Origin of the sequence: Ammoniphilus sp. YIM 78166 (assembly GCF_004522215.1) — a bacterium.
Taxonomy (GTDB): Bacteria; Bacillota; Bacilli; order Aneurinibacillales; family RAOX-1; genus YIM-78166.
Genome location: NZ_SDLR01000004.1, coordinates 344,711 through 366,899, shown reverse-complemented (window position 1 = coordinate 366,899; position 22,189 = coordinate 344,711). Strand labels below are relative to the sequence as shown.

Annotated in this window: 25 protein-coding genes; 3 read left to right on the top strand and 22 right to left on the bottom strand. The window is 45.0% G+C overall.

The window, feature by feature from the left end:
* Positions 1-280: 280 nt before the first annotated feature.
* The 5 genes from EIZ58_RS18480 to EIZ58_RS18460 all read right to left on the bottom strand — a co-directional run bounded on the left by EIZ58_RS18480 (position 281) and on the right by EIZ58_RS18460 (position 3,075).
* Complete coding sequence (locus EIZ58_RS18480) at positions 281-670, bottom strand: pepsin/retropepsin-like aspartic protease family protein (protein ID WP_134702347.1); 390 nt, start codon at positions 668-670, stop codon at positions 281-283.
* Positions 667-930, bottom strand: a complete 264-nt coding sequence (locus EIZ58_RS18475; protein ID WP_134702346.1) for a hypothetical protein — start codon at positions 928-930, stop codon at positions 667-669. Before EIZ58_RS18475 ends, EIZ58_RS18480 begins: the two co-directional genes overlap by 4 nt.
* A 75-nt stretch (positions 931-1,005) precedes the next feature.
* Complete coding sequence (gene rlmH, locus EIZ58_RS18470) at positions 1,006-1,485, bottom strand: 23S rRNA (pseudouridine(1915)-N(3))-methyltransferase RlmH (protein ID WP_134702345.1); 480 nt, start codon at positions 1,483-1,485, stop codon at positions 1,006-1,008.
* A 115-nt stretch (positions 1,486-1,600) separates the two neighbouring features.
* On the bottom strand, positions 1,601-1,768 hold the full coding sequence (locus tag EIZ58_RS18465; protein ID WP_134702344.1) for a CxxH/CxxC protein: 168 nt from the start codon (positions 1,766-1,768) through the stop codon (positions 1,601-1,603).
* Between the two features lie 98 nt (positions 1,769-1,866).
* Positions 1,867-3,075 (bottom strand): S1C family serine protease, encoded by a 1,209-nt coding sequence (locus tag EIZ58_RS18460; RefSeq protein WP_134702871.1) that lies wholly within the window; start codon positions 3,073-3,075, stop codon positions 1,867-1,869.
* A 95-nt stretch (positions 3,076-3,170) separates the two neighbouring features.
* Between EIZ58_RS18460 and EIZ58_RS18455 the strand changes: the two genes are divergently transcribed.
* Positions 3,171-3,383: a hypothetical protein gene (locus EIZ58_RS18455; protein ID WP_134702343.1), complete on the top strand. Its 213-nt coding sequence runs from the start codon at positions 3,171-3,173 to the stop codon at positions 3,381-3,383.
* On the opposite strand, the gene EIZ58_RS18450 is transcribed toward EIZ58_RS18455, so the two are convergent.
* The 6 genes from EIZ58_RS18450 to EIZ58_RS18425 all read right to left on the bottom strand — a co-directional run bounded on the left by EIZ58_RS18450 (position 3,380) and on the right by EIZ58_RS18425 (position 10,415).
* Complete coding sequence (locus EIZ58_RS18450) at positions 3,380-4,168, bottom strand: MBL fold metallo-hydrolase (RefSeq protein ID WP_134702342.1); 789 nt, start codon at positions 4,166-4,168, stop codon at positions 3,380-3,382. The two genes, EIZ58_RS18455 and EIZ58_RS18450, sit on opposite strands and share 4 nt — an antisense overlap.
* Before the next feature lie 14 nt (positions 4,169-4,182).
* A complete protein-coding gene (gene yycI, locus EIZ58_RS18445; RefSeq protein WP_134702341.1) occupies positions 4,183-4,971 on the bottom strand; it encodes a two-component system regulatory protein YycI in 789 nt (262 codons plus the stop codon).
* Positions 4,916-6,295: a YycH family regulatory protein gene (locus EIZ58_RS18440; RefSeq protein WP_167577789.1), complete on the bottom strand. Its 1,380-nt coding sequence runs from the start codon at positions 6,293-6,295 to the stop codon at positions 4,916-4,918. Before EIZ58_RS18440 ends, yycI begins: the two co-directional genes overlap by 56 nt.
* The gene (gene walK, locus EIZ58_RS18435; protein WP_134702339.1) at positions 6,285-8,150 is read right to left on the bottom strand and encodes a cell wall metabolism sensor histidine kinase WalK; all 1,866 of its coding nucleotides are present in this window, start codon (positions 8,148-8,150) and stop codon (positions 6,285-6,287) included. The genes EIZ58_RS18440 and walK overlap by 11 nt, the downstream gene beginning before the upstream one ends.
* Positions 8,151-8,153: 3 nt before the next feature.
* The gene (yycF, locus tag EIZ58_RS18430) at positions 8,154-8,861 is read right to left on the bottom strand and encodes a response regulator YycF (RefSeq protein ID WP_134702338.1); all 708 of its coding nucleotides are present in this window, start codon (positions 8,859-8,861) and stop codon (positions 8,154-8,156) included.
* Positions 8,862-8,960: 99 nt separating this feature from the next.
* Positions 8,961-10,415: a peptidoglycan DD-metalloendopeptidase family protein gene (locus EIZ58_RS18425; protein WP_134702337.1), complete on the bottom strand. Its 1,455-nt coding sequence runs from the start codon at positions 10,413-10,415 to the stop codon at positions 8,961-8,963.
* A 185-nt stretch (positions 10,416-10,600) separates the two neighbouring features.
* Here EIZ58_RS18425 and EIZ58_RS18420 point away from each other — a divergent pair, with 185 nt between their 5' ends.
* Positions 10,601-10,975 carry a hypothetical protein gene (locus EIZ58_RS18420; protein WP_134702336.1) on the top strand — a complete coding sequence of 125 codons (375 nt, stop codon included), beginning with the start codon at positions 10,601-10,603 and terminating at the stop codon, positions 10,973-10,975.
* Positions 10,976-11,029: 54 nt separating this feature from the next.
* On the opposite strand, the gene EIZ58_RS18415 is transcribed toward EIZ58_RS18420, so the two are convergent.
* Complete coding sequence (locus EIZ58_RS18415) at positions 11,030-12,319, bottom strand: adenylosuccinate synthase (RefSeq protein WP_134702335.1); 1,290 nt, start codon at positions 12,317-12,319, stop codon at positions 11,030-11,032.
* Positions 12,320-12,545: 226 nt separating this feature from the next.
* Between EIZ58_RS18415 and EIZ58_RS18410 the strand changes: the two genes are divergently transcribed.
* The gene (locus tag EIZ58_RS18410) at positions 12,546-13,688 is read left to right on the top strand and encodes a winged helix-turn-helix domain-containing protein (protein WP_167577788.1); all 1,143 of its coding nucleotides are present in this window, start codon (positions 12,546-12,548) and stop codon (positions 13,686-13,688) included.
* A 27-nt stretch (positions 13,689-13,715) separates the two neighbouring features.
* Here the strand turns inward: EIZ58_RS18410 and dnaB are convergent, their stop codons facing one another.
* The 10 genes from dnaB to EIZ58_RS18360 all read right to left on the bottom strand — a co-directional run bounded on the left by dnaB (position 13,716) and on the right by EIZ58_RS18360 (position 22,181).
* A complete protein-coding gene (gene dnaB / locus EIZ58_RS18405; RefSeq protein ID WP_134702333.1) occupies positions 13,716-15,068 on the bottom strand; it encodes a replicative DNA helicase in 1,353 nt (450 codons plus the stop codon).
* A 225-nt stretch (positions 15,069-15,293) separates the two neighbouring features.
* Positions 15,294-15,740, bottom strand: coding sequence for a 50S ribosomal protein L9 (gene rplI, locus EIZ58_RS18400; protein WP_134702332.1), 447 nt, complete (start codon positions 15,738-15,740; stop codon positions 15,294-15,296).
* Positions 15,740-17,701, bottom strand: a complete 1,962-nt coding sequence (locus EIZ58_RS18395; RefSeq protein WP_134702331.1) for a DHH family phosphoesterase — start codon at positions 17,699-17,701, stop codon at positions 15,740-15,742. The genes rplI and EIZ58_RS18395 overlap by 1 nt, the downstream gene beginning before the upstream one ends.
* A 12-nt stretch (positions 17,702-17,713) precedes the next feature.
* Entirely contained in the window at positions 17,714-18,649 is a 936-nt protein-coding gene (locus tag EIZ58_RS18390) for a YybS family protein (protein WP_167577787.1), read from the bottom strand.
* 62 nt (positions 18,650-18,711) lie between these two features.
* Positions 18,712-18,948: a 30S ribosomal protein S18 gene (gene rpsR, locus EIZ58_RS18385; protein WP_129199561.1), complete on the bottom strand. Its 237-nt coding sequence runs from the start codon at positions 18,946-18,948 to the stop codon at positions 18,712-18,714.
* Between the two features lie 34 nt (positions 18,949-18,982).
* Positions 18,983-19,444 (bottom strand): single-stranded DNA-binding protein, encoded by a 462-nt coding sequence (ssb, locus tag EIZ58_RS18380; protein WP_134702329.1) that lies wholly within the window; start codon positions 19,442-19,444, stop codon positions 18,983-18,985.
* A gap of 27 nt (positions 19,445-19,471) precedes the next feature.
* Positions 19,472-19,759 (bottom strand): 30S ribosomal protein S6, encoded by a 288-nt coding sequence (rpsF, locus tag EIZ58_RS18375; RefSeq protein ID WP_134702328.1) that lies wholly within the window; start codon positions 19,757-19,759, stop codon positions 19,472-19,474.
* A 132-nt stretch (positions 19,760-19,891) separates the two neighbouring features.
* Positions 19,892-20,992 (bottom strand): redox-regulated ATPase YchF, encoded by a 1,101-nt coding sequence (gene ychF / locus EIZ58_RS18370; RefSeq protein WP_134702327.1) that lies wholly within the window; start codon positions 20,990-20,992, stop codon positions 19,892-19,894.
* A gap of 100 nt (positions 20,993-21,092) precedes the next feature.
* Positions 21,093-21,287 (bottom strand): DUF951 domain-containing protein, encoded by a 195-nt coding sequence (locus tag EIZ58_RS18365; RefSeq protein ID WP_134702326.1) that lies wholly within the window; start codon positions 21,285-21,287, stop codon positions 21,093-21,095.
* 12 nt (positions 21,288-21,299) lie between these two features.
* The gene (locus EIZ58_RS18360; protein WP_134702869.1) at positions 21,300-22,181 is read right to left on the bottom strand and encodes a mechanosensitive ion channel family protein; all 882 of its coding nucleotides are present in this window, start codon (positions 22,179-22,181) and stop codon (positions 21,300-21,302) included.
* Positions 22,182-22,189: the final 8 nt, after the last annotated feature.

Here is a 22,189-nt window from a genome sequence, read left to right as displayed (position 1 = left end):
TATTTACCTTATTAAATTTGTTAAAAAGACTCTAAGGATTGATACAAATAGTTGAACTGTCCCTAATTGTTAGGTGTGTCTAACTTTTAAGGTGCAGTTCATTCTTGTATCATAAAAATACTAAGTAAAAAATCACATGTTTCATGTATAATAAAACCTCATTTACTTATGGTACGGCTCACCGTAATAACACTATGCACAAACTTCAGTTTGATTATATAATCTTTATTAATATATAACTAAGGCACACTTATAAAAGTGTGCCCCAGGACCCAATTCATTATTTCCTTTTAGTTGCTAACAATTCTTCAAAATCAATAATTAACCCCGATTTCATCATAAAGTCTACACCAAGAATCCCATTAAATCCATATGTTTCTTTTGTGATACCGAGCTGTAATGGGAAACAATCTAGCAAATAATCATCGATTACTAGATCTGATACTATTTGTTCATAACACAGCTCACTTTCTCCACCAACACCATACATTCTTTTAGCTCTTCCATTGGCTCGGTCAATTACAAGCCCAATAGACTCGACTTCATCCGTATCGAAAATCGTAGTTGCACAACCGGTATCCAATAATATATTGTCTAAACAGATCTTATTCCCCAGATATGTCAGAGAAATAGTGACTATCGGCAACCCATCCTGCATAATGATCTTCATTGAAGTCGTCTCCTGACCCCAACAAATTTTTGTTCCTCAACTTCAATCGTTTTATGATCAGTATGAAAAATATAGTATTCACGCGAACGATCCGTTAAATGTAGTTTCTTGTATTCCTTCCAGGCATGGGTTGAGTCTGTAAAACTAGAAATCACGGCTACCTCTTCAATATGCCGAATAGAATCTTTTGAATAAGCAGAGATGGCTTCAACCAGTACCCACTGCTCTGGATATTGTTCCCGAACTTGCTCCCATTTCATAATGAACACCACCGTTCATACTTTTATATCCATTATATCACAGAAACAGTGTGCACCTCGCTCCCACTATTACCATTATTTATGATACGGTTCCCCCCTATTAATCTTAAACCCTCGATAAATCTGCTCTAATAGAATCAACCGAACCACCTGGTGAGGAAATGTCATTTTCGAGAGGGAGATCTGCTGATTGGATCTCTGGAGAACGGATGAAGACAGGCCAAGGGATCCGCCAATGATAAAGGCGATCGAGCTTTTTCCGTATGTAGCTAGTTGGTCTAACTGATTGGCTAGCTTTTCCGAAGACCACATCTCGCCCTCAATGGCTAGGGCAATGACATGGGTATCCGGCTTGATTTGCGCTAGGATCTTTTCTCCTTCTTTCTCCTTGACCTGGACCATCTCCGCCTCACTAAGGTTCTCTGGTGCTTTTTCATCGGGAACTTCAATCAGTTGAAGCTTGGCATATGGGGTTAATCGCTTGGCGTATTCATCGATTCCCATTTTCAGATATTTTTCTTTCAGCTTACCTACCGATAGGATTGAAATGTGCATAACTAACTCCTTTATCCTCACAGAGTACTCATTTATCCACAGAACTTATCCACATATACACAGAAATATGTAAATATCGATCAATTCTGGCATTTTACCCACAGGTGGATAACTTTTAGACCACTAAAAAGATGGGTTCTTTCTCGCAAAAGTCGCAGCGAGCCGGTACTGTCCAAGCTGTAAAATTCGTTTCTTTCAGTTTATAGATATCCGGTGCATCCTCATATTCATCGACAAAATCATCAATGGCGATTTCTACGTGTTCCATGCAGCAAACAAACATATCCTTAATCTCCTTTTATACTTTTTCCTAGTATAGACTCCAATGTTTAAACTTACGCTTCATCCGATAGAAAAAAGCAGAGCGCCTGCTCTGCTCCTCTATTCATAATAAAGCGTAATCGTCACGGTGGTCCGCTTGCCACCCCGATAGAGACCTACTTCTACACGGTCTCCGTCCTTTTTCCTGTTGAATAAGAATTTCCTCATGTCGGCTGAATCGGCAACTGGCTGACCATCTAAGGTAACGATCACATCATAGGTCTGAAGCTGCGATGCTCCCTTCACAACGTCCATCACGACCACACCGCTAGTTACATTCTTCGGCAGCTTTAACGTGTTTTCTCGGTGATGGCTTGGGATTTCCCGTAAATCTCGAGGTACAATGCCTAAATACGGTCTCTTTACTTTACCATATTGGATGAGATCATCAATGATCGGTTTCGCATCATCAATCGGAATGGCGAAGCCTAAGCCTTCGATCCCGGCTTGGGATATCTTTAAGCTGTTAATCCCGATGACTTTTCCCGTCATATTAATGAGGGCCCCACCGCTATTCCCCGGATTAATGGCGGCATCCGTTTGGATGACGTCCAGCTGCCAATCGGGCTGTCCATCTTCATTGACGTCCACTGGCATACTTCGTTCTAACGAGCTAATAATCCCCTGGGTCACGGTCCGAGAGAAATGCAATCCTAAAGGATTCCCAATGGCGATGGCCGGTTCTCCAACTTGGAGATTAGCGGACGTTCCAAACTCGGCCACGGATTCTACTTGATCGGCTGGGATCTCCAACACCGCGAGATCCGTGAGGGGATCGACTCCTACCACATGGCCTTTCACTCTTGCCCCATTAGCCAAAGACACCTCGACATCTACCGCTCCACGAATCACATGGTAATTAGTTACGACTAAGCCTTTTCCATTCTGCTTCGAGAAAATCACACCCGAACCCGTTCCCCGTTCAACCGCTTGTGTGCTGCGCGACCAAAAATCTCGCATTTCTTGAATATTGACGATGCCAACGACCGCTTTCTCCACTTGGCTTACGGCTCTCACGGTGTCCGTCTCTACCTTCACTTGAACGACTTGTTCAACGGCAGGCTTCGGTGGTTCAGGAGCTGGGGCGTAGGCCGGAGCACTTGCCGCAGGAAGGTCCAGCTCAACATAACCCGACTGCAGAAGATAGGGCAAGAGAGTTAAAACGACGAAGCCCCCTATCATGGATGACACCAACGATAAGGCAATCATTGAAAAAGCACCGAAACGCTTCTTACGTGGACTTCGTTTATAATACTCATCGATATCCATCTTTTCCAATCGAATCCCTCCTTCCTCATAGGGTATATAAATCTAGCAAAAGGGCTACTCTGGAACTATAACGTTCTAGAGAGGGGATCAAATACATGGGTCGTTTTAATCCGTTTAATGAAGTGGAAGTCATCGCCCAAATTGCTGATTTAAAAGAAGTAGATTACAAGAATACCTTAGTCATTACCGCCTTAGTTGAATTACTTGTGGAAAAAGGAGTCCTCTCCCGGCAAGAAATCCTAAGCAAGGCTCAACAGCTCGAAGTCGACTTGACCTTGGATTTACTTACTCCTGACCGCCTAAACTAAATTTCATCCATCGGGGTAGGCTTGATCGGTGACGTGTCCAAAAGCCTCACTTCCTCCATCGTGTCAAAGCCGTTCTCTTCCAGAATATTTTTCACCGTTAGCCGCGCTAGCTCCGTCATGTTATTATCTTGGCTTAGATGGGAGAGATACACTCTTTCTCCTGTTCCCTGCAGGATATCCGACAGGGCAAGCGCTGCATCTTCATTGGATAAATGACCGACATCGCTTAGAATCCGCCGCTTAATGTTCCATGGGTAATGACCCATCCTCAACATTTCTACATCATGATTGGATTCAAAGATGTACGCTTGTGAGCCTTGAATTTTATCTTTAATCCGCTGACTAACATAACCGAGATCGGTGGCAAGAGTCAGCTTTTTTTCTCCTTCATAAAAACAAAATCCCATCGGAAAGGCTGCATCATGGGAGATCCCGAAGCTCTCAATGGTTAGATCTCCGAAATGCTTGACCTCCCCTTCATCAAAAAGACATTTTTGTTCGAGAGGAACTTCTCCAATCAGCTTATCTAATTGCTCCCATGTTTTCTCATGGCTATGAACGGGAAGCTTATAGCGCCGTGCGAGTACGCCTACCCCTTTAATATGATCGGCGTGTTCATGGGTAACTAAAATGGCATCTAAGCTCTGCGGCTCTACCCCTACTTCCCGCAGTTGCGCTTCAACTTGTTTCCCGCTTAAACCTGCATCAATCAGAATCTTCGTTTGATCGGTTTCTACTAGAATGGAATTGCCGGTACTCCCACTTGCCAGTATACTAAATCTCATTTCTTTTCCTCCATTTAACTATCTTTCTTCGGAAGAGAAGGCGCCTTCTCCATCACTCCCGTAATGGCATTGACATAGTGCACCTGATTCGATCCATGGATGATGCGCCAGACGGGTACAATTACCTGAATATCAGCATCATACGTATGGCCGAAATACCCTAAGTCAATCGCATGAACCCTTTCCCCGTTCTCAATCAAGCCGTTTTCCACTAACGTTCGCAAGGCTGTGTGAGAAGAGATGACTTTTTTTCCGGAACCCTTGTTGACCACTTGGAAATGGACCTGGCGGTACCCCACAACCTTTTGATCCAAGATCGTAAGTTCCAACGTCGCCCCAAAGAAAGGATAGGATTCCCACTGCTGATGATACGACAGCTTACCTGGTTGTTGAACATAGGGGTCCATCTTGTACTCATCAAAATAAAGAATATACTCGGAGAACGTCTTGTTCACTTCGGCCCGGGCCATCGACCGAGGCGAGGGCAAGGACCGGATAAATCTCGATTCGAGTACATGCCCTTCCCACCGGATGTTTTGATTCGACAGACGACTAATCAAGCGGAACTCAAAATTATCGTGGCGAACGTTCAAATAATGCATCTCCGGCGCTTCACTGGGCAACTCCATAGCGAGGCTGATATTCCTCACCGTTAAAATATCTTGGAGACTTGAGGATGTCCCCATATTCTGCTGGGCTACTTCCACATCATGCCCACGGCTGGTCCAAAGTTGATACAGCAAGAAGCTATCTAGAAGCAGGAATGCTAGGATCAGTAATGTTTTCGCCCTTCTCCAGTCCATCGGCTTCCTCCTTTTTCACCGACCTGGCATCTATCATGACAAGAGGCTTTCCTTCCATTTTCACCATCCACTTGGCTGTCAGCATCAGATGATGATCGTTGGTACGTGCTTCATATCCAAGATAGATGTCTTCAATTTCCTCCAGGGAATATCCCAGTTCGGCAATTCGTTCCAATACCTCTTTCCCCGACATCACCGCTACATCCTGATGGTCGAAATACGTATCTAAGTTTAATAAGGAACGGTGATACTCAACAATATAAGATTGATTGGAGATCACCTCAATTTCTCCAAATGATTCCTTATTTCCCGAGTAAACGGGGTATGCCCCCACATATTGACGAAACAGATACGTTTTTTCCTGTTGATGGGGAAGATTCTTAAGGTCTTCCAATAGATACGTTCCGTTCCACCCTCCGTGCTCATTGATAAAATTAATCACACTATGATAATGGCCTTCTTTAGAAGGAGAGCTGACCATCTCGGTTAGAGGATCGTAGAAATGGATCAAAGAGTTGCCGGGTGGAATTTGCACTGCTTTGCTTCCGTCCGTATAGATCGTAGTGCCGTTACGTTCGGTGACTTGTCTTGTAATCGAAGGATCGACAAACAGGGTCTGTAGCATCTGGGCTATGGGGATCGGCTGATAAAAATAGCGAAATTCTTTCAGGGTCAATTCAGATGTAGGCAAATAAATATGCCCTCGCTGCCCCTTATTGCTAGCCGGGACGATCATCAGCTCCGTCAGCGAATTGCCCAAGGAAAGATAGAACTGATCCAGGTCTCTTGGGGTGATCGCGGTTCTAGCTTGGAGGATTCGCTTCCCCTCTGTATCCGTCAATAAGGCATACGCTTCTTTTTCCGAGTCATCGACGTAAATCATAATCCGCTTGGCAGAAGGAAGCATCGTGTTTACCTTACCGCGGAAGGTAAAAATTTCGGCCATCATCTCCATCGAGATGTCCGTTGGATAGATGATCTCAATGGCCTTCTTGTTCCTCACCACTTCATCCCAAGACGCATCAGGCATCTCGATCAGATTAAAATTATAGAAGTACCATTTCTCCATTTCTTTTAAGATCAATCGGTAGTGAATCGAATCCATGACCACCCCCGTATAACGATCGTTGCCATAATGGAGCACCATAGATTGTGGCTTGACTAATTGTCTGAGCTCTTTCTTTTCCCCTACAGGCAAGGGCTCTACATATTCAGCGGGGTGGAGATACTCATATTTAGGCTGGCTGTTGACTAACAGCCAAGTAAGAATCAAACTGGTTAAGACAAGGAAATTCAGCAGAATGGTTTTCCCTTTATCCCACATGATGATCCTCCCTAGATGTGACCTGTTGTCCATCCTTCATCGCAGCTAGTGGAAGGGTAAAGGTCACTTTAGTCCCTTGATTAACCTCGCTTTCAATGTAGATATCCCCTTGGTGAGCGAGCATAATTTCTCGGGCAATAGACAATCCCAGTCCTGTTCCTCCCATTTCTCGAGAGCGTGCCTTATCTACGCGATAAAATCGTTCAAAAATTTGAGAAAGGTCCCGTTTGGGGATCCCCATCCCCTCATCAATCATCTCGACAGCTAACGTTTTTTCGTCTTTCATCACGTATACTTTAATTGCCAAGCTGGTATCCGGATACGAATATTTCACCGCATTCGAAAGAAGATTATCTAATACTTGAGTGAGGCTATCCGGATCGCCATAGGCGGGAGGAAGAGAATCCGCGATCGAACGCTTCACCTGCAGCCCTTTCTGTTGAAATTGAACGGAAAATCGCTCGATGCCTTGAATGATGAACTCCTTCATTTCAATCGGCCTTTTTCTCATGACGGCCTTTCTGGAGTCCAAACGAGATAACTGCAGCAGATCGTTCACTAACCGAATCATTCTTTCCGTTTCGTTTAACGTAACATGGACAAACCTCGGTGCCACCTCTGGATCCTGAATCGCGCCATCCTCTAACGCTTCTAAGTAGCTCTTCAATGTCGTAAGAGGGGTTCTTAATTCATGGGATACGTTAGCCACGAAATCTTTTCTTTGCTTTTCGAGAAGCTCTTGCTCTGTTACGTCCTGTAAAACTGCGATAATCCCCTTGCTTGCTTGTTCCTCTTTCTTTAACTGCCGACAGGTGACTCTTACCACTCTGTCTGCTCCATTTCTCGTCGGTTGAATAAGAATCGACCCCACTCCTTGAAAAAGAGGAAGAATACGGTCTTCTTCTTGAGAGAGCTCAAGGACATCATAGATGGTCGTACCTAGGACGACTTCTTCCTCCACCTCCAGCATCTCACTCGCTCGAGAGTTGATAAGAATAACACGTCCTTCCCTGTCCGTGGCAATGACCCCATCACTCATGTTGGATAGAATGGAAGAGAGCTTTTGTTTTTCTTCTTCATTTTGAGATAAGGCCTCGCGTAGTCGTTTTGTCAGGTAATTGAAGGCTTCCGCCAACTGTCCGATCTCATCATTACTATACACTTTGACTCGCCGGTCAAAGTCTCCTTCCGCCATGGCGGCCGCTTGCTTGGTGATTTCCTTGACTGGTATGGTAATCGTTCGCGCAAGTAAGATGCCTAAGCTTCCCGTCATCAAGAGGGATATGACCGTGGCTGTAAACAAGATGCCATTAATCCTTCGCATCGTCTCGTACATGTCTTCCATGGAAGAAACCATGTAAAGCGCTCCGATGGTACGTACCCCACTCTTAATCGGAATAGCTAATACCCGAACGCGGTGTCCTGTCTGAGGCTGAATCTGTGTCACTTCAAAGCGGGTCCCGAGAAGCGCTAGATTCACTTCTTCCCGTGTGTTTTTCTGTCCAATGATGCCTTTTTCCTCTTCCGTGGTCGTTAAGACGACACCGTTTCGATCAATTACCTGTACGTCGGTTTCCCGCAGCGCTAATAAATTATTCACCAAATAATTAATATCCCCGGTCCGGCTTTCTTCTAGATCTTCTTGAGGGTTTTCCATATCCACATCCAAGTAGCGTTGTAAATTCACCGCTAGTAGGTTGGACTGGGTATTTAACGTTTCTGTAAAGTTGTTAATATAATAGTTTTCTACTTCCCGAATAAAGTAGGCACCAATCACTTGCATCGCCACCAAAATGAGCAAGAGATAAATAACAACGACTTTCCATTGAACGGACTTAAAGAATTTAAGCGTCATGTTTTACGCCTCAGACAAGGGATGTTTAAATACATACCCTAAACCTCGACGTGTAAGAATATACTGCGGGTTACTCGGATCATCTTCAATTTTTTCACGCAAACGGCGGATGGTCACATCCACGGTCCGCGCATCCCCGTAGTAGTCATATCCCCATACAGACTGCAGAAGATGATCTCGAGTAAGGACCTGCTCCGAATGAACCGCTAGAAAATGCAAAAGGGTAAATTCCCTTTGGGTAAGCTCAACTAGCTGCCCTTCTTTCTTCACGAGATAGGATACCGGGTCTACTTCGAGAGCCCCCACTTGCAGAATATGCTCAGTCCCTTTCTCTTTCTGGCTATTTCCCTCTGACCGGCGTAGATGGGCTTTTACCCTGGCTAACAGCTCCCGGGTCCCGAAGGGCTTGGTGACATAGTCATCTGCTCCTAGTTCTAACCCTAACACCTTGTCGATCTCCGAATCCTTGGCTGTAAGCATAATAATAGGCATATCTTGTTGTTTTCGAATCGCTTTGCATACTTCCATTCCATCCAGCTTAGGAAGCATAATATCTAATAAAAGCAAATCTGGATTGTGTTCCTCTGCCATACGTACAGCTTCTTCACCGTCGTAGGCACAGATTACCTGATAGCCTTCTTTCTCTAATGTAAACTTGAGAATATCGGCAATGGGTCGTTCATCATCTACAACTAGAATTAATTTAGCCACTACGCCTATACCTCCTCTTGTCCTTCCTTCTATGATACCATGTATCCCTTCTTTTTTTGGCAGAAAAAAACGGCAGCAGAAGATCTGCTACCGTTACGGCTACCCTCGGAAATACCTCATGGGATTGGTATTCGAACCATTTTTTATAATTTCAAAGTGTAAGTGGACGCCTGTAGATTCACCCGTCGAACCCATTACGCCAATCTTCTCTCCTTTTTGCACGACATCACCCACGGACACATCCACTGTACTTAGATGTCCATACAATGTCCGGTATCCGTTCCCGTGATCGATGATGACGCTTTTTCCATAATTCCCATTCCAACCAGCCTGTACGACTTTTCCGTTGTCCGAGGCCTTAATATTGCGGTTGCTTACCCCTGCAATATCCAGTCCTTGATGCATCTTCCCCCATCGTGGACCATAGCCGCTTGTAATCCTACCACCATTCGCTGGCCACGTAAAGGCACCGTCTCCACGGTCTGGCTTGACCTTGGTTCCTTTTTGAATGATACGGTTCACAGGTTCAGCCAAAATCTCTTCTTCAATAGCTTTCTTTTCCGTTTGCACGCCATTTTCTGTGATATATTGGTAAACCACTCGCTTGCGTCCTTCTTTACCTTCTTGAAGCACTCGTTGTTCTCCACGGAACAAGGCGTCTGACGCTTGAACTTCAATCTTGTAATGCAGCGTCTCTTCTACTTCTTTACGTTCAATCACCTGTACCGTCAGCTTGGGTCGCGCTGCGGTAACGGTAAGCTCTTGTCCTAATTGAAGCAAGGTATTTTCTGTAATCCCAGGGTTATTACGATAAATGTCTTCGGACGTAATGCCGTATTGCTTGGCAATACATCCGATACAATCACCCGCTTGAACCACATGCGTCATCTGTTCGAGGGTCCCTTTGACCAATAGTTCTTTTAGGTCTTCCTTATTGAGCAATTGTTTCGGATGGATCTTCTGCTCTTCAATCGAAACCGATTCCTTAAATCGCACTTCTTTTTCTGGGGCTGTTGCCGCCGCAGAAACAGTTTGCTCCTTATCTTGAGCTACAGGTAACGGTCCATATTCTCCCTTGATCTCTTCTAGGAGTTGGTCAACCGTGCCTCGGTTGGTCGTGTATCCAGCCGCTTTCCCATCAATGATTACGGCCTGGGCCGTTACCTTTAGCTCGATTTTGTCGTCTACCGCTTGGATGGATTCTTCGTTTGTCGCGTTGGCATTTCTTATCGTTTCTTCTTCAAATTCAATCTCATTCTCCACCTCAATGGCTAATGAGCCATGAAGAGATTGGTATTGCCTGATTTGCTTATCAATATGTCTCTGTATCACATCGGGATGATCGACCGTACCTACTTCTTGACCATCTATGTATACATGGTATAACGTCTTCGAGTTTGCATTATAATAATGGTTAGCTAAACCAGATCCTGTAATAAACAAGGAAGCCGTAACTAACCCAATGGCTGTTTTCCGTTTATTCTTCTTTGCTAAAGCGATCCCTTGGTTCCACTTCTCTGTGATCCAGTTTTTCGCTTTATGTAGTCGTTCCATTCTAACCTCCTGTGACCAACTGCGACATTTTCATGTATATGGAAAAGGATATATGGGAATGCTAAAATTTTGGGCATTTTTCCACATAATTATAAGTTAACACAAGCCTATACAGGGGTTCAAGCTATTTTTCTCTTTTTTTATCTGTTTTTCTACAAAATACGACACTTATAGGAGGCTTTTTTATGAAAGAACGTAATTTACTGGCTGGATTCGTATCCATCGATGATGCCCAACAAGCAGAGCAAGCCTTGCGCCAAGCTGGTTTTCAAGAAGTGCAGGTAGACACCATTAGCCCCTATCCTGGGGAAGGAACACAACAGCTCACCAACCCGATTACAGGAGATATCCCGGGACTTGGTCATATGACGTTAGATGCGGATTTTACAAGCAAGTCCGCAGGTATCCTAGCTGCTGCCGATGTCAGTGCCAGCGGCATGTCTGATGGGGATGGCATGATGCCGGAGGTTAACCAAGGCGTTTTACTCACGGCTGTCGTGCCAGAAAACCAGGCGGATCAAGCGGAGCAGATCATCAAACAGTACGGTGGTAACATTTAACAACAAACTAAAAAGAAGGATGCCTCCCGTGGCATCCTTCTTTCTTCGTTCATCTTAAAGTCCGTAAACGCTTTTTACCACGTTAGTTTGTTCGCGTCCAGGTCCAACAGAGAAGATCGCAATAGGAATTCCTGTTAGAGAACTGATTCGCTCAATATAATGACGTGCATTCTCAGGAAGTTCTTCAAGCGTCTTGCACGCTGTGATATCTTCTGTCCAGCCCGGAAGCTCTTCATAAACCGGTTCACAGTCTGCCAAGACATTGAGATTCGCTGGATAAGAATCAATGGTTTGTCCTTTGTAAGTGTAAGCCGTACAAATTTTCAAGGTAGGAATACCGGTCAAGACATCGATGGAGTTCAGGGACAAACCTGTAATTCCGCTTACACGGCGAGCATGACGTACCACTACACTGTCAAACCACCCTACACGGCGCGGACGTCCAGTGGTCGTACCGTATTCTTTCCCTACTTCACGGATACGATTACCGATTTCATCATTCAGCTCGGTTGGGAATGGGCCATCTCCCACCCGGCTGGTGTAAGCCTTTGCTACGCCAACCACTTGATTGATCTTCGTCGGGCCGACACCGGAACCAATCGTTACTCCACCTGCAACCGGGTTGGAAGAAGTAACAAAAGGATAGGTTCCTTGGTCGATATCTAGCATGACGCCTTGTGCCCCTTCAAAGAGAACTCGCTTGCCTGAATCAATCGCGTCGTTTAATACAACGGATGTATCTACTACGTAAGGTCGAATTTTTTCTGCGACAGCAAGATATTCTTCCATAATGGCTTCGGCTTCAAAGCCTTCCGTTTCATACATTTTTTCCAAGACGCGGTTCTTATCCACTAGGTTTCTTCTTAGCTTTTTCTCGAATTCTTTGGCATCCATCAAGTCCGCCATGCGAATTCCTACGCGAGCCGCCTTGTCCATGTAAGCGGGACCGATTCCTTTTCCTGTGGTTCCAATCTTATTATCACCCTTGCTTGCTTCTTCCACTAAGTCAAGCTTCAAATGATAAGGAAGGATCACGTGAGCGCGGTCACTAATGCGCAGATTGTCTGTTGATACATTGTGGCTATGTAAATACTCTAATTCTTGGACTAATGCTCTAGGATCAACAACCATTCCGTTCCCGATCACGCAAATTTTCTCTTTATAAAAGATCCCGGATGGGATTAAGTGCAGCTTATATTTCTGACCGTTAAATACAATGGTATGGCCGGCGTTATTTCCGCCTTGGTAACGAGCCACGACTTCTGCTTTTTCCGCTAAATAGTCAGTGATCTTACCTTTCCCTTCATCTCCCCATTGGGTACCTACGACTACTACAGATGACATCCATGACACCTCCAACTCAATTAACAAACATACCTAGTTTACATCCGAAACCACCTTGTGTCAACCAAAACACGAACAATTAAATCACATGAAAATCGTTTGTTCGTATAATCTTCACCTAAATATAGGTTTTACTTCTTATCCTTTTTCTACACATCCCTCAACTTATTCCTCTAAAAAATGTATCATAAAGATAAACATAATGAAGAAAAAGAGGGTTGGACTTATGACCGGTATTCAGTGGAATCCAAGTCAACTATGTATTGCCTATGCAGGGGAAAGCTTAGAGTTACTTCCAAAAGAGTATGCCTTATTGGAATTTCTCTACCTTCATCCCGGTCAGGTGTTTTCTCGGGATGCTCTATTGGACGCGGTTTGGCCACTCGAGTCCCCAAGTGATCGAACGGTGGATGACCATATTTATCGATTACGTAAAAAGTTAACCCCTTTTCGCTCCCTCCTCGTCATCGACACGGTGCGAGGAAAAGGGTATGTCCTTCATCTAAAGTCCAATTCCGTCATTAACCCTTTATCGGCGAATCCAAGATTCCGCGAAGAAATTTCACATCTATTTTATACCTACTTGCGCTACGGCCAAGGAGAAGCGATAAAAATGTTAGCCACTCACCGGGATCTCCTAGGTCTCGAGCTAGACCATCATCTACACGATTATCTGTTGTTCATGAATGGTGAGTTCAAAGAGCTAGTTCATAACCCAGCCATCCCTTTCTGGAACAAGGCCTTCTATCTTTTGCACTTATACCAATTTCTTGACCCGCATCGTGCCTTAGAGTTTGCTCAACGAGCACTAAGGTCTCAGCAGATGCCTGAGGCCTGGCAAAAGGAGTTAGGAACCTATAACCTGGTTTCGTGGTATTGGGATGTGGGCCTCCCTATCGACGCCAAACAACAACTAGAAAGGTCTGAACAGTGGATACTCGGCGATAAAGTGGAAGCGCTTTACCCCGTCCTTCATAACCTTAAGCTACTAGGCCTTCTTTTCTATGACCACCCCACTTATGAACAAGGCTTAGCAGCCATTGCCGAGGTGGAAACCCTTCTGCAGAAATACCCCTACTTGCGAGAAAAGGGAACCTTCCTCATGATCAAAGGAATGTGGCTCGTCCAACAAGCTCAACCTCTTGAGGGGGTAGCAGCGATAGATCAAGGAATTGAGTTGCTCCAGCATTCCCGTTTCGTTCCTCATTTGCTTACCTCTCTCTCGAGAGTGGTACGGCAATTCGAACGTGTTGGTGTCCATCCTTTGTACGCAGCCAAATATAAAAAGCTTTGGGAAGAACAGCAAACGAAGTATGACTTGCTCCATTTAAGGGAACCGATTTTAAAGCAGTTATCTCAGCAGCTTTAAAAAAAAGCCATGTAATATAGTTTTATATTACATGGCTTGATCATGATGCGATTGGGCTAAGCTCACAAATTTATTAAATTCCTTCAGGAAAGCTAATTTCACTGTACCCGTAGGCCCCGCTCTATGCTTCCCGATAATCACTTCAATGACATTTTTCTCTTCGGTTTCGTTATCATAATAGTCTTCTCGATACAAGAAGGCCACAATGTCCGCATCCTGCTCAATCGCTCCTGATTCACGAATATCCGAGAGCATCGGTCGTTTATCTTGTCGTTGCTCCACGGCACGGCTCAACTGAGACAAAGCAATCACTGGGCAATTGAGCTCACGAGCCATTAATTTTAGCGTACGCGAAATTTCGGATACTTCTTGTTGTCGATTGTCCCCTCCTGCTTTACCCGAGATCAACTGCAAATAGTCGATCAAAACCAGCCCTAGGGTCCCTTGTTCTTGCAGTAAACGACGGCATTTGGAACGGATATCTGCTGCCGTTACGCCGGGTGTATCATCAATAAAGATCGGGGCCTTCGATAAGGTTCCTATGGACATGGTGAGCTTGCGCCAATCATCTTCATCCAGATAGCCTGTCCGTATTTTACCGGCGTCGATATTGCCCTCGGCACAGATCATACGCATGACCAACTGGGCTGCTCCCATCTCTAAGCTAAAGATCGCTACAGGCTCCCCTGCACGTGTGGCTACATTCTGAGCTACATTCAAGGCAAAGGCGGTTTTCCCTACAGCCGGACGCGCAGCAAGGATAATGAGATCGCTTCGATGCAATCCTGCTGTCATCTTATCCAAATCGGGGTAGCCTGTAGGGATCCCGGTAATTTCTCCTTTTTTCGTAGATAGCATTTCAATCCGCTCATAAGCTTCCATTAAGACATTGCGGATATGTTGGAATCCACCTTTGGCCCGCTTCTGAGAGATTTGCATGATATTTTTTTCCGCATCGGAAAGCAGATCTCCGAGATCCTCCGATTGATTATAGCCATCGGTTACGATTTTGGTTGCTGTACGGATCAGCTGACGCAGGACGGCTTTTTGCTCGATGATTCGACAGTAGTACTCGATATTGGCTGCCGTCGGTACAGAGTTGGCTAAGTCCGTTAGATACGTAACCCCCCCGACATCTTCAAGCTGCTTTTTATTTTCCAGCGCAGCCGTAACGGTAACTAAATCTACCGGCTCTCCTCGTTCCCCTAGTTCTATCATGACTTGATAGACTCGCTGATGTGCAGGACGATAAAAGTCTGAAGGAGCCAAAATTTCACTAGCTGATACGAGAGCTTCATGCTCTAAAAAAATAGCCCCTAATACAGCTTGTTCAGCTTCCATATTATGGGGCGGGGTTCGATCAGCAAGGATATCGCTCATGATATTCACCTCGCTCATGCTTTTTTTAAATTCTTGCGGACATAGGGTTCGCTAACCGGGTAAAAAACGCTGGAATGTCGGGTGAGCGGACAAAGGATCCGTTATTTGCATCAACTTCAGCTCAAGTGGACCGTTTTGGGGCAAATAAAGAACACCCTGTCCGTATGGAACACTAATCCAGCGTTTTTCCAAGTAATAGCGAATCGTATGTCCGCTCCCTGTTTATTACTTTTCTTCTACCACATGCACATTAAGGGTCCCTGTTACTTCAGGATGCAAGCGAACAGGTACCTTCGTAAACCCTAGGGTTTTTATAGGTTCATCTAAAACGAGCTTACGCTTATCAATATCTAATTTTGCTTTTTTCAAGGCATCTGCAATTTGTTTCGTGGATACAGCTCCGAACAAGCGACCACCTTCTCCTGTCTTCGCCGGAATAGTAATCGTAACATGTTCTAACTCTTTTGCAAAGACTTCAGCTTGTGCCTTTTCTTCCTCTTTTTTCTTTTCTTCGCTTTTTTGCTTTTGCTCGAACGTTTTCACATTTCCTCCTGTGGCTTCTACCGCAAGCCCTCTTGGAAATAAGAAGTTACGAGCATAACCTTCAGAGACCTCTACCATTTGACCTTTTTTCCCTTGCCCTTTAACATCCTTTTGCAAAATAACCTTCATTATTTAGCACTCCCCTCTTCGTGATATTTCTTGATCAGGCCTCGTAATTTTTTTACGGCTTCATCAATGGACATTTCTTTCACCTGGGTGGCTGCATTGGTCAAGTGGCCACCTCCACCCATCTGCTCCATAATCATTTGAACATTAATATCCCCTAAGGAGCGCGCACTGATTGCAATCATATTGTCAGGTCTGCGGCATACGACAAACGAAGCTTGGATCCCTGACATCGTAAGCAGCGTGTCTGCCGCTTGCGCGATCAGTACTTGGCTGTACGTTTCGTCAGGCTTCCCTACCGAGACAGCAAAGATATCGTAAAGAACCTCTGTGTTCTGGACAATCTCCGAACGTTTAATATATTGGTGCAAGTCTTCTTTTAGCAATCGCTGAACAATGGCAGGTTCAGCTCCGTTACGCCGTAGAAAAGAGGCAGCTTCAAACGTTCTGGCCCCTGTACGAAAAGCAAAGCTCTTCGTATCCACGACCATCCCGGATAACAAGGCCGTCGCCTCTAAACTATCCATATTTAATTTTTCACTCTGATACTGCAAGAGCTCGGTCACCAGCTCACAAGTAGAAGAAGCATAGGGCTCAATATAAACCAACACCGGGTCCTCCACAAACTCTTCCGAGCGCCGATGATGGTCAATGACCATGACTCGATTGGAGATTTGTAAGAGCTTCGGCTCGATCGCCATCGATGGGCGATGGGTATCCACTAGTACGACAAGCGTACGACTCGTGGCCATCCCTATGGCTTGATCCGGTGTGATAAAGTAATCCCCTAAATACTCATGCTCCTCCACAGCTGCCATCAGTCGATCGATAGACGGATTGACCTTATCCAAGACGATATGCCCTTTCTTGTCATTGGCAAGGACCGCTTTTAGGACCCCAATAGAAGCTCCTATCGCATCCATATCAGGGAACTTATGCCCCATAACGAGGACCTTATCACTTTCTAGAATCAGATCTCGAAGCGCATGGGAAATCACTCGTGCACGAACCCTCGTACGTTTCTCTACGGCATTCGACTTCCCTCCATAGAAGGTCATCTTATCCCCTTGCTTCACAGCCGCTTGATCACCGCCGCGGCCAAGCGCAATATCCAAACTAGACTGAGCCATCTCCCCTAGCTTCGGATAATCTACATCTCCAGCCCCGATTCCAATACTTAAGGTGATGGGAATTTTATTTTTCGCTGTCATCTCTCGAACCACATCTAAGATATCAAAGCGAGAATCCAACAGCTGCTGTAGGGTCGCTTCATCCAAAATGCCGAGGAACTTATCCGATGCATAGCGTCGGATATAAATTTTATACTTAGAAGCCCATTCGGTAATGGCTCCCGTTACATTCGCCATCATGAGACTTCGACTTTGGTCATCCATCCCTTGAGATACCTCGTCGAGGTTATCGAGGTGAACAATAGCGAGAACGATCTTCTCTTCATTATAACGCAGATCTAGCTCTCGGAAGTCCGTTATATCCGTGAAATAAAGTAAACGCTCCTCGGGACGGACTAGCACCTCATATACTCGCTGGTTAAAGGTAATCTCAAATTGCTTTTTCCCGGGAGGAAGTTCCGCAATCTGAGGAATGACATCTAGAAGCGGGTGACCGGACAAACTTTCTTTTCCCGTGATTTTAACCATGTAAGGATTGAACCATTCAATTTTCTTGTCCTCGCTGTATAACAGGATTCCAATCGGCATCTCCGTTAAGACTTCGTCTCCTGCCTTTTTGACCCGATGGCTTAACGTTTCGATGTAGTTCTGTAGGTCCTGTCTAAAGGCTTGCTCTGCTTTGTAAATAAAGAAAGCTAGCCCTACGAGAGACAACAATCCTAAAGTGGCGAAAACCCAATTATAAAAAGATAATACCCCCACTAAGATGATGCTTAGAATAAAGGCGATTATCATATGTAATCCATGCCAACGCTTCAGGAGGAACTTCTGCATAGATTCAGCTCCTTATTTTTTGCTCACTTTGCTCCTCAAATCAATTCCTAGGTCAAGTATACCCAATAGTACTAGTATAAAAGGGAATGGCGGAAAAATAAATACTAATACAATCGCGGTGATGGGAATGGCTTTTCCCCAGCCCTTGCTATGAGAAAAAAAGAAGAGAAAGCTTAACCCCTGGATCATCATCATGATATCTAGGATAGGCTTAATATTAAGAAGTAGTGTTTCCCACATGTCCCCGCCTTGTGCGCCCACGATGATGGATCCTAGCAGGACAACAAGGTAGTAATACATGATAGATCTCGGCCATCTCCACTCTCGGAACGGAGGGAAGGAAGGAACAGGAGTACCCAACCTTTGAAGCACTTTCCGGGAGAACCAGTGGTTAATCAGCGCAAACTGCGTCGAACCTAGAATGAGAAGCATCGGTACCATTTTCCCAATCATCCCTACCATATCAGTAAGCATTGCCGTTTGTTTCTCGTCTGCAGGACCAATCTGCTCCATAATCGAACGACTCATCTCGATGGATTGGTTCATCATTTCCTGTATGGTCGTCACAGGATTAATATTCAGTACATAATAGCTAATCACAAGGCTTCCTAAGAGGAACGCTAAACTCGCTAACGAGCCTCCAACAAAAACATGAAACGCGCTTTTCCCTTGGCGATACAACACCCCCATGACCACGCCTAGCAATCCTGCAAATAAGGCACTGAAGATAGAGGGCAAGGCCCCAATGAAAATCGTTAACAGTCCACTAGCTGCAACTACGAGCATTGATTTCTTCAGATCGTTCCTTGCCGCATAAATAGTAAAAGGAACGGGCAGAGCCATCGCCGTAATTATTCCTAAAGGCGTATAGATCGTGGTAAACATCAAAACAAGAAAGATGCCGCTGATCAAAGCCCCTTCCAACATTGAACGAACATTGTTTTGCAAAGACATCCGCTCCTTGAATAAATGTATATGAAAAAAGGGGCACAAAGTGCCCCCTCTTTTTTTTAAGATTCAGTTGTGTATGGTAACAAAGCGATTTGACGAGCACGCTTGATCGCTCTAGTTAACTGACGCTGATACTTCGCAGAAGTTCCAGTCACACGGCGAGGAAGGATCTTCCCACGCTCGCTAACGAATTTCTTTAGCGTATCAATATCCTTATAGTCGATCTTCGCGATCTTATTTACAGTGAAGTAACACACCTTACGGCGCTTACCACGCTTTCCTCTTGGGGCTGCCATGCTATTCCCTCCTTCTCTAGGCTTTTTTCACAGATTAAAACGGCAAATCATCATCAGAGATATCTACAGTCTTACTCTCATTAGCGAAGGGGTCATCTGTGCGATCAAATCCGTAACCTCTGTTTGGGTTAGCTGCCGGTGGTGCTTGGAAACCACTACCACCTTCTCTTCTCTCTCCTGCTGGAGATAAGAATTGGATGTTCTCTGCCACTACCTCCGTTACGTACACTCGCTTCCCTTCCTTATTATCATAAGAACGGGTCTGCAAGCGGCCATCAACACCAGTTTGAGATCCCTTCTTGAGGTACTGGGCGCATAGTTCTGCTGTCTGCCTCCAGGCCACAACATTGATGAAGTCTGCTTCCTTTTCTCCCTGAGCATTCTTAAACTGTCGATCGACAGCTAACGAAAATGTAGTAACAGCAACTCCAGATGGCGTGTATCTTAACTCAGGGTCTCTGGTTAATCTACCCACAAGGATTACTCGATTAATCACTAATACCCCTCCCCCTGGGACAATAGACTATTCTTCTTCTCTAACGATCAAGTAACGGATAACATCGTCAGAAATCTTCATGATCCGCTCTAATTCATTTACCGCATCCGGTGTTGCCTGGAAGTTGGTTAACGTATAGTAACCGTCACGGTTTCTATCGATTTCATAAGCAAGACGGCGCTTACCCATCTCATTTACCTTGGTAAGTTCTCCACCGCGATCTGTGATGATGGAATGAAAGCGATCAACGTTTGCTTTTCTCTTTTCTTCCTCAACATCAGGGCGTTGAATGAACATTAGTTCGTAGTTACGCATCTGATTCACCTCCTTTTGGACTAAGCGGCCCTATTGCTAGGGCAAGGAGCGAGTAAAAAAATTGGATCTTTAAACTCGCATTTTTGTATTATATCAGAACCATATTGAGAATACAAGCCTTATCGGGATGGTTTATACATTAAATCTAAAGTGCATGACATCCCCATCTTGCACCACATATTCTTTCCCTTCTAAGCGAACCAATCCTTTTTCCTTCGCAGCGTTCATCGATCCACTGTTCACGAGATCCTGATAAGCCACCACTTCCGCACGAATAAATCCGCGTTCGAAATCGGTGTGGATGACAGCTGCTGCCTGAGGTGCTTTGGTGTGGCGACGAATGGTCCACGCTCGAACTTCTTGAACCCCGGCTGTAAAATAGGTGATTAGCCCAAGGAGGCTATAGGCTGCACGGATCAGACGATCCAGCCCTGATTCCTCTAACCCAAGCTCTTCTAAGAACATTTTCTTATCTTCGCCTTCTAGCTCTGCGATTTCCGATTCTACCTTCGCGCTGATAACCACGACTTCGGCCCCTTCTTCGGAAGCAAAACCGCGAACCTTTTGAACCAATGGGTTCGAATCAGCTTCATGCAACCCATCTTCACTCACATTCGCCACATAAAGAATCGGCTTCATGGTCAGTAAATGAAGGTCTCTTACAATTAATTTCTCTTCATCGGATAGCTCCACGCTGCGGGCAGGCTTGTCCGCTTCAAACGCGTCCTTGAGCTTCGTCAGCACTTCTACTTCCGCTTTGGCTTCTTTATCTCCCGATCTTGCTTTTTTACCCATGCGATCGATCTTTTTCTCCACCGAATCCAAGTCCGCAAGAATGAGTTCTAAATTGATGACTTGAATATCGCTGATAGGGTCTACCTTCCCAGCCACATGCGTGATGTTCTCATCTTCGAAGCAACGAACTACATGAGCGATCGCATCCACTTCACGGATATGGGACAGAAACTTGTTTCCTAGCCCTTCCCCACGACTGGCTCCTTCTACAAGACCTGCTATATCAACAAACTGAAACGCAGTAGGGACGGTTTTCTTAGGGACAACGAGTTCGGTTAATTTATCCAAACGCTCATCTGGAACTTCTACGACTCCTACATTAGGATCTATAGTACAGAAAGGGTAATTGGCCGATTCCGCGCCAGCCTGCGTTATGGCATTAAATAACGTCGACTTCCCTACATTGGGTAACCCGACGATTCCAACTGATCTAGACATATTCTTAGCACTCCTCTATTCCACCATGATTTATATACCTGTTATTCGCCACGCTTAGACACGCTTCCTATTATATCTTATCTAAGACCCATTCGGAAAGCTAATTGGCTACACCCAGGACCTTCTTCATCTTTTTCTCAAACTCGAGACGCGGAATAAGAACACTATGCTCACACCCCGTGCATTTAATGCGGATATCCGCTCCCATCCGAATGACTTTCCAAGCGTTGACTCCACATGGATGGGGCTTTTTCATTTCTACAATATCCCCTAGTGCAAACTGTTTCCTCTCCATCTACTCTCCTCCTTATGCCTCTTGTCCTTTTTCTTTCGGATTAGGAATCGTGACTAATCTCGGATAAGGAATCTCGATTCCTCTTTCATCAAAGATTCGTTTAATCATCGCTCTCAGCTTTCGATTCGCTGCAAAGTGCCCCATCGGTTTACAATCTGCATTCATCCTAATAACGACTTCGGATGCCCCGAAATTTTGTACTCCTAGGACTTGAGGAACGGAGAGCAGTTCTTCAATTTCTTCTGGTGCGTTTTTCATTTCTTCTTTTAGCACCTCGATTACTCTTTCTATATTTTCCTCGTAGGCGACACTAATATCAAGTACCGCTACACTGTTCTGCGTGGAGAAGTTGGTGACTTGTGTAATGCTCCCGTTGGGGATGATATGAACCTCACCCGTTACACTTTTTATTTTGGTAATGCGCAAGCCGATTTCCTGAACGGTTCCTGTGAAGTTACCTGTGGCGATATAATCGCCTACCGCAAACTGATCCTCAAAAATGATAAAGAATCCCGTGATGACGTCCCGCACCAAGTTTTGTGCGCCGAATCCAACAGCCAAGCCTACCACCCCTGCACTAGCCAGAACCGGGGCAAGGTTAAACCCTAACTGAGTTAAAATAGATAGAATGGCGACGAAGTAGATAACATAGGTAAATACATTAATGACCAAACTGCGCATCGTCTCCATGCGCCTCTCATCTACTTGAAACTTGCCGCGCTGTTTAAAGATACGATTCACACTTCCCGTTAAGACACTGACTAGTATACGGGCGGCAATGTAAATAAAAAGAATCTTCACGGCGGCCTTTCCTATCGTCACCCACATCACCGTATCCGTTATGTAATTATAAATTTCCAAATAGACGGTCTCAAACCACCGAACGGGTTCCATCAACTGAT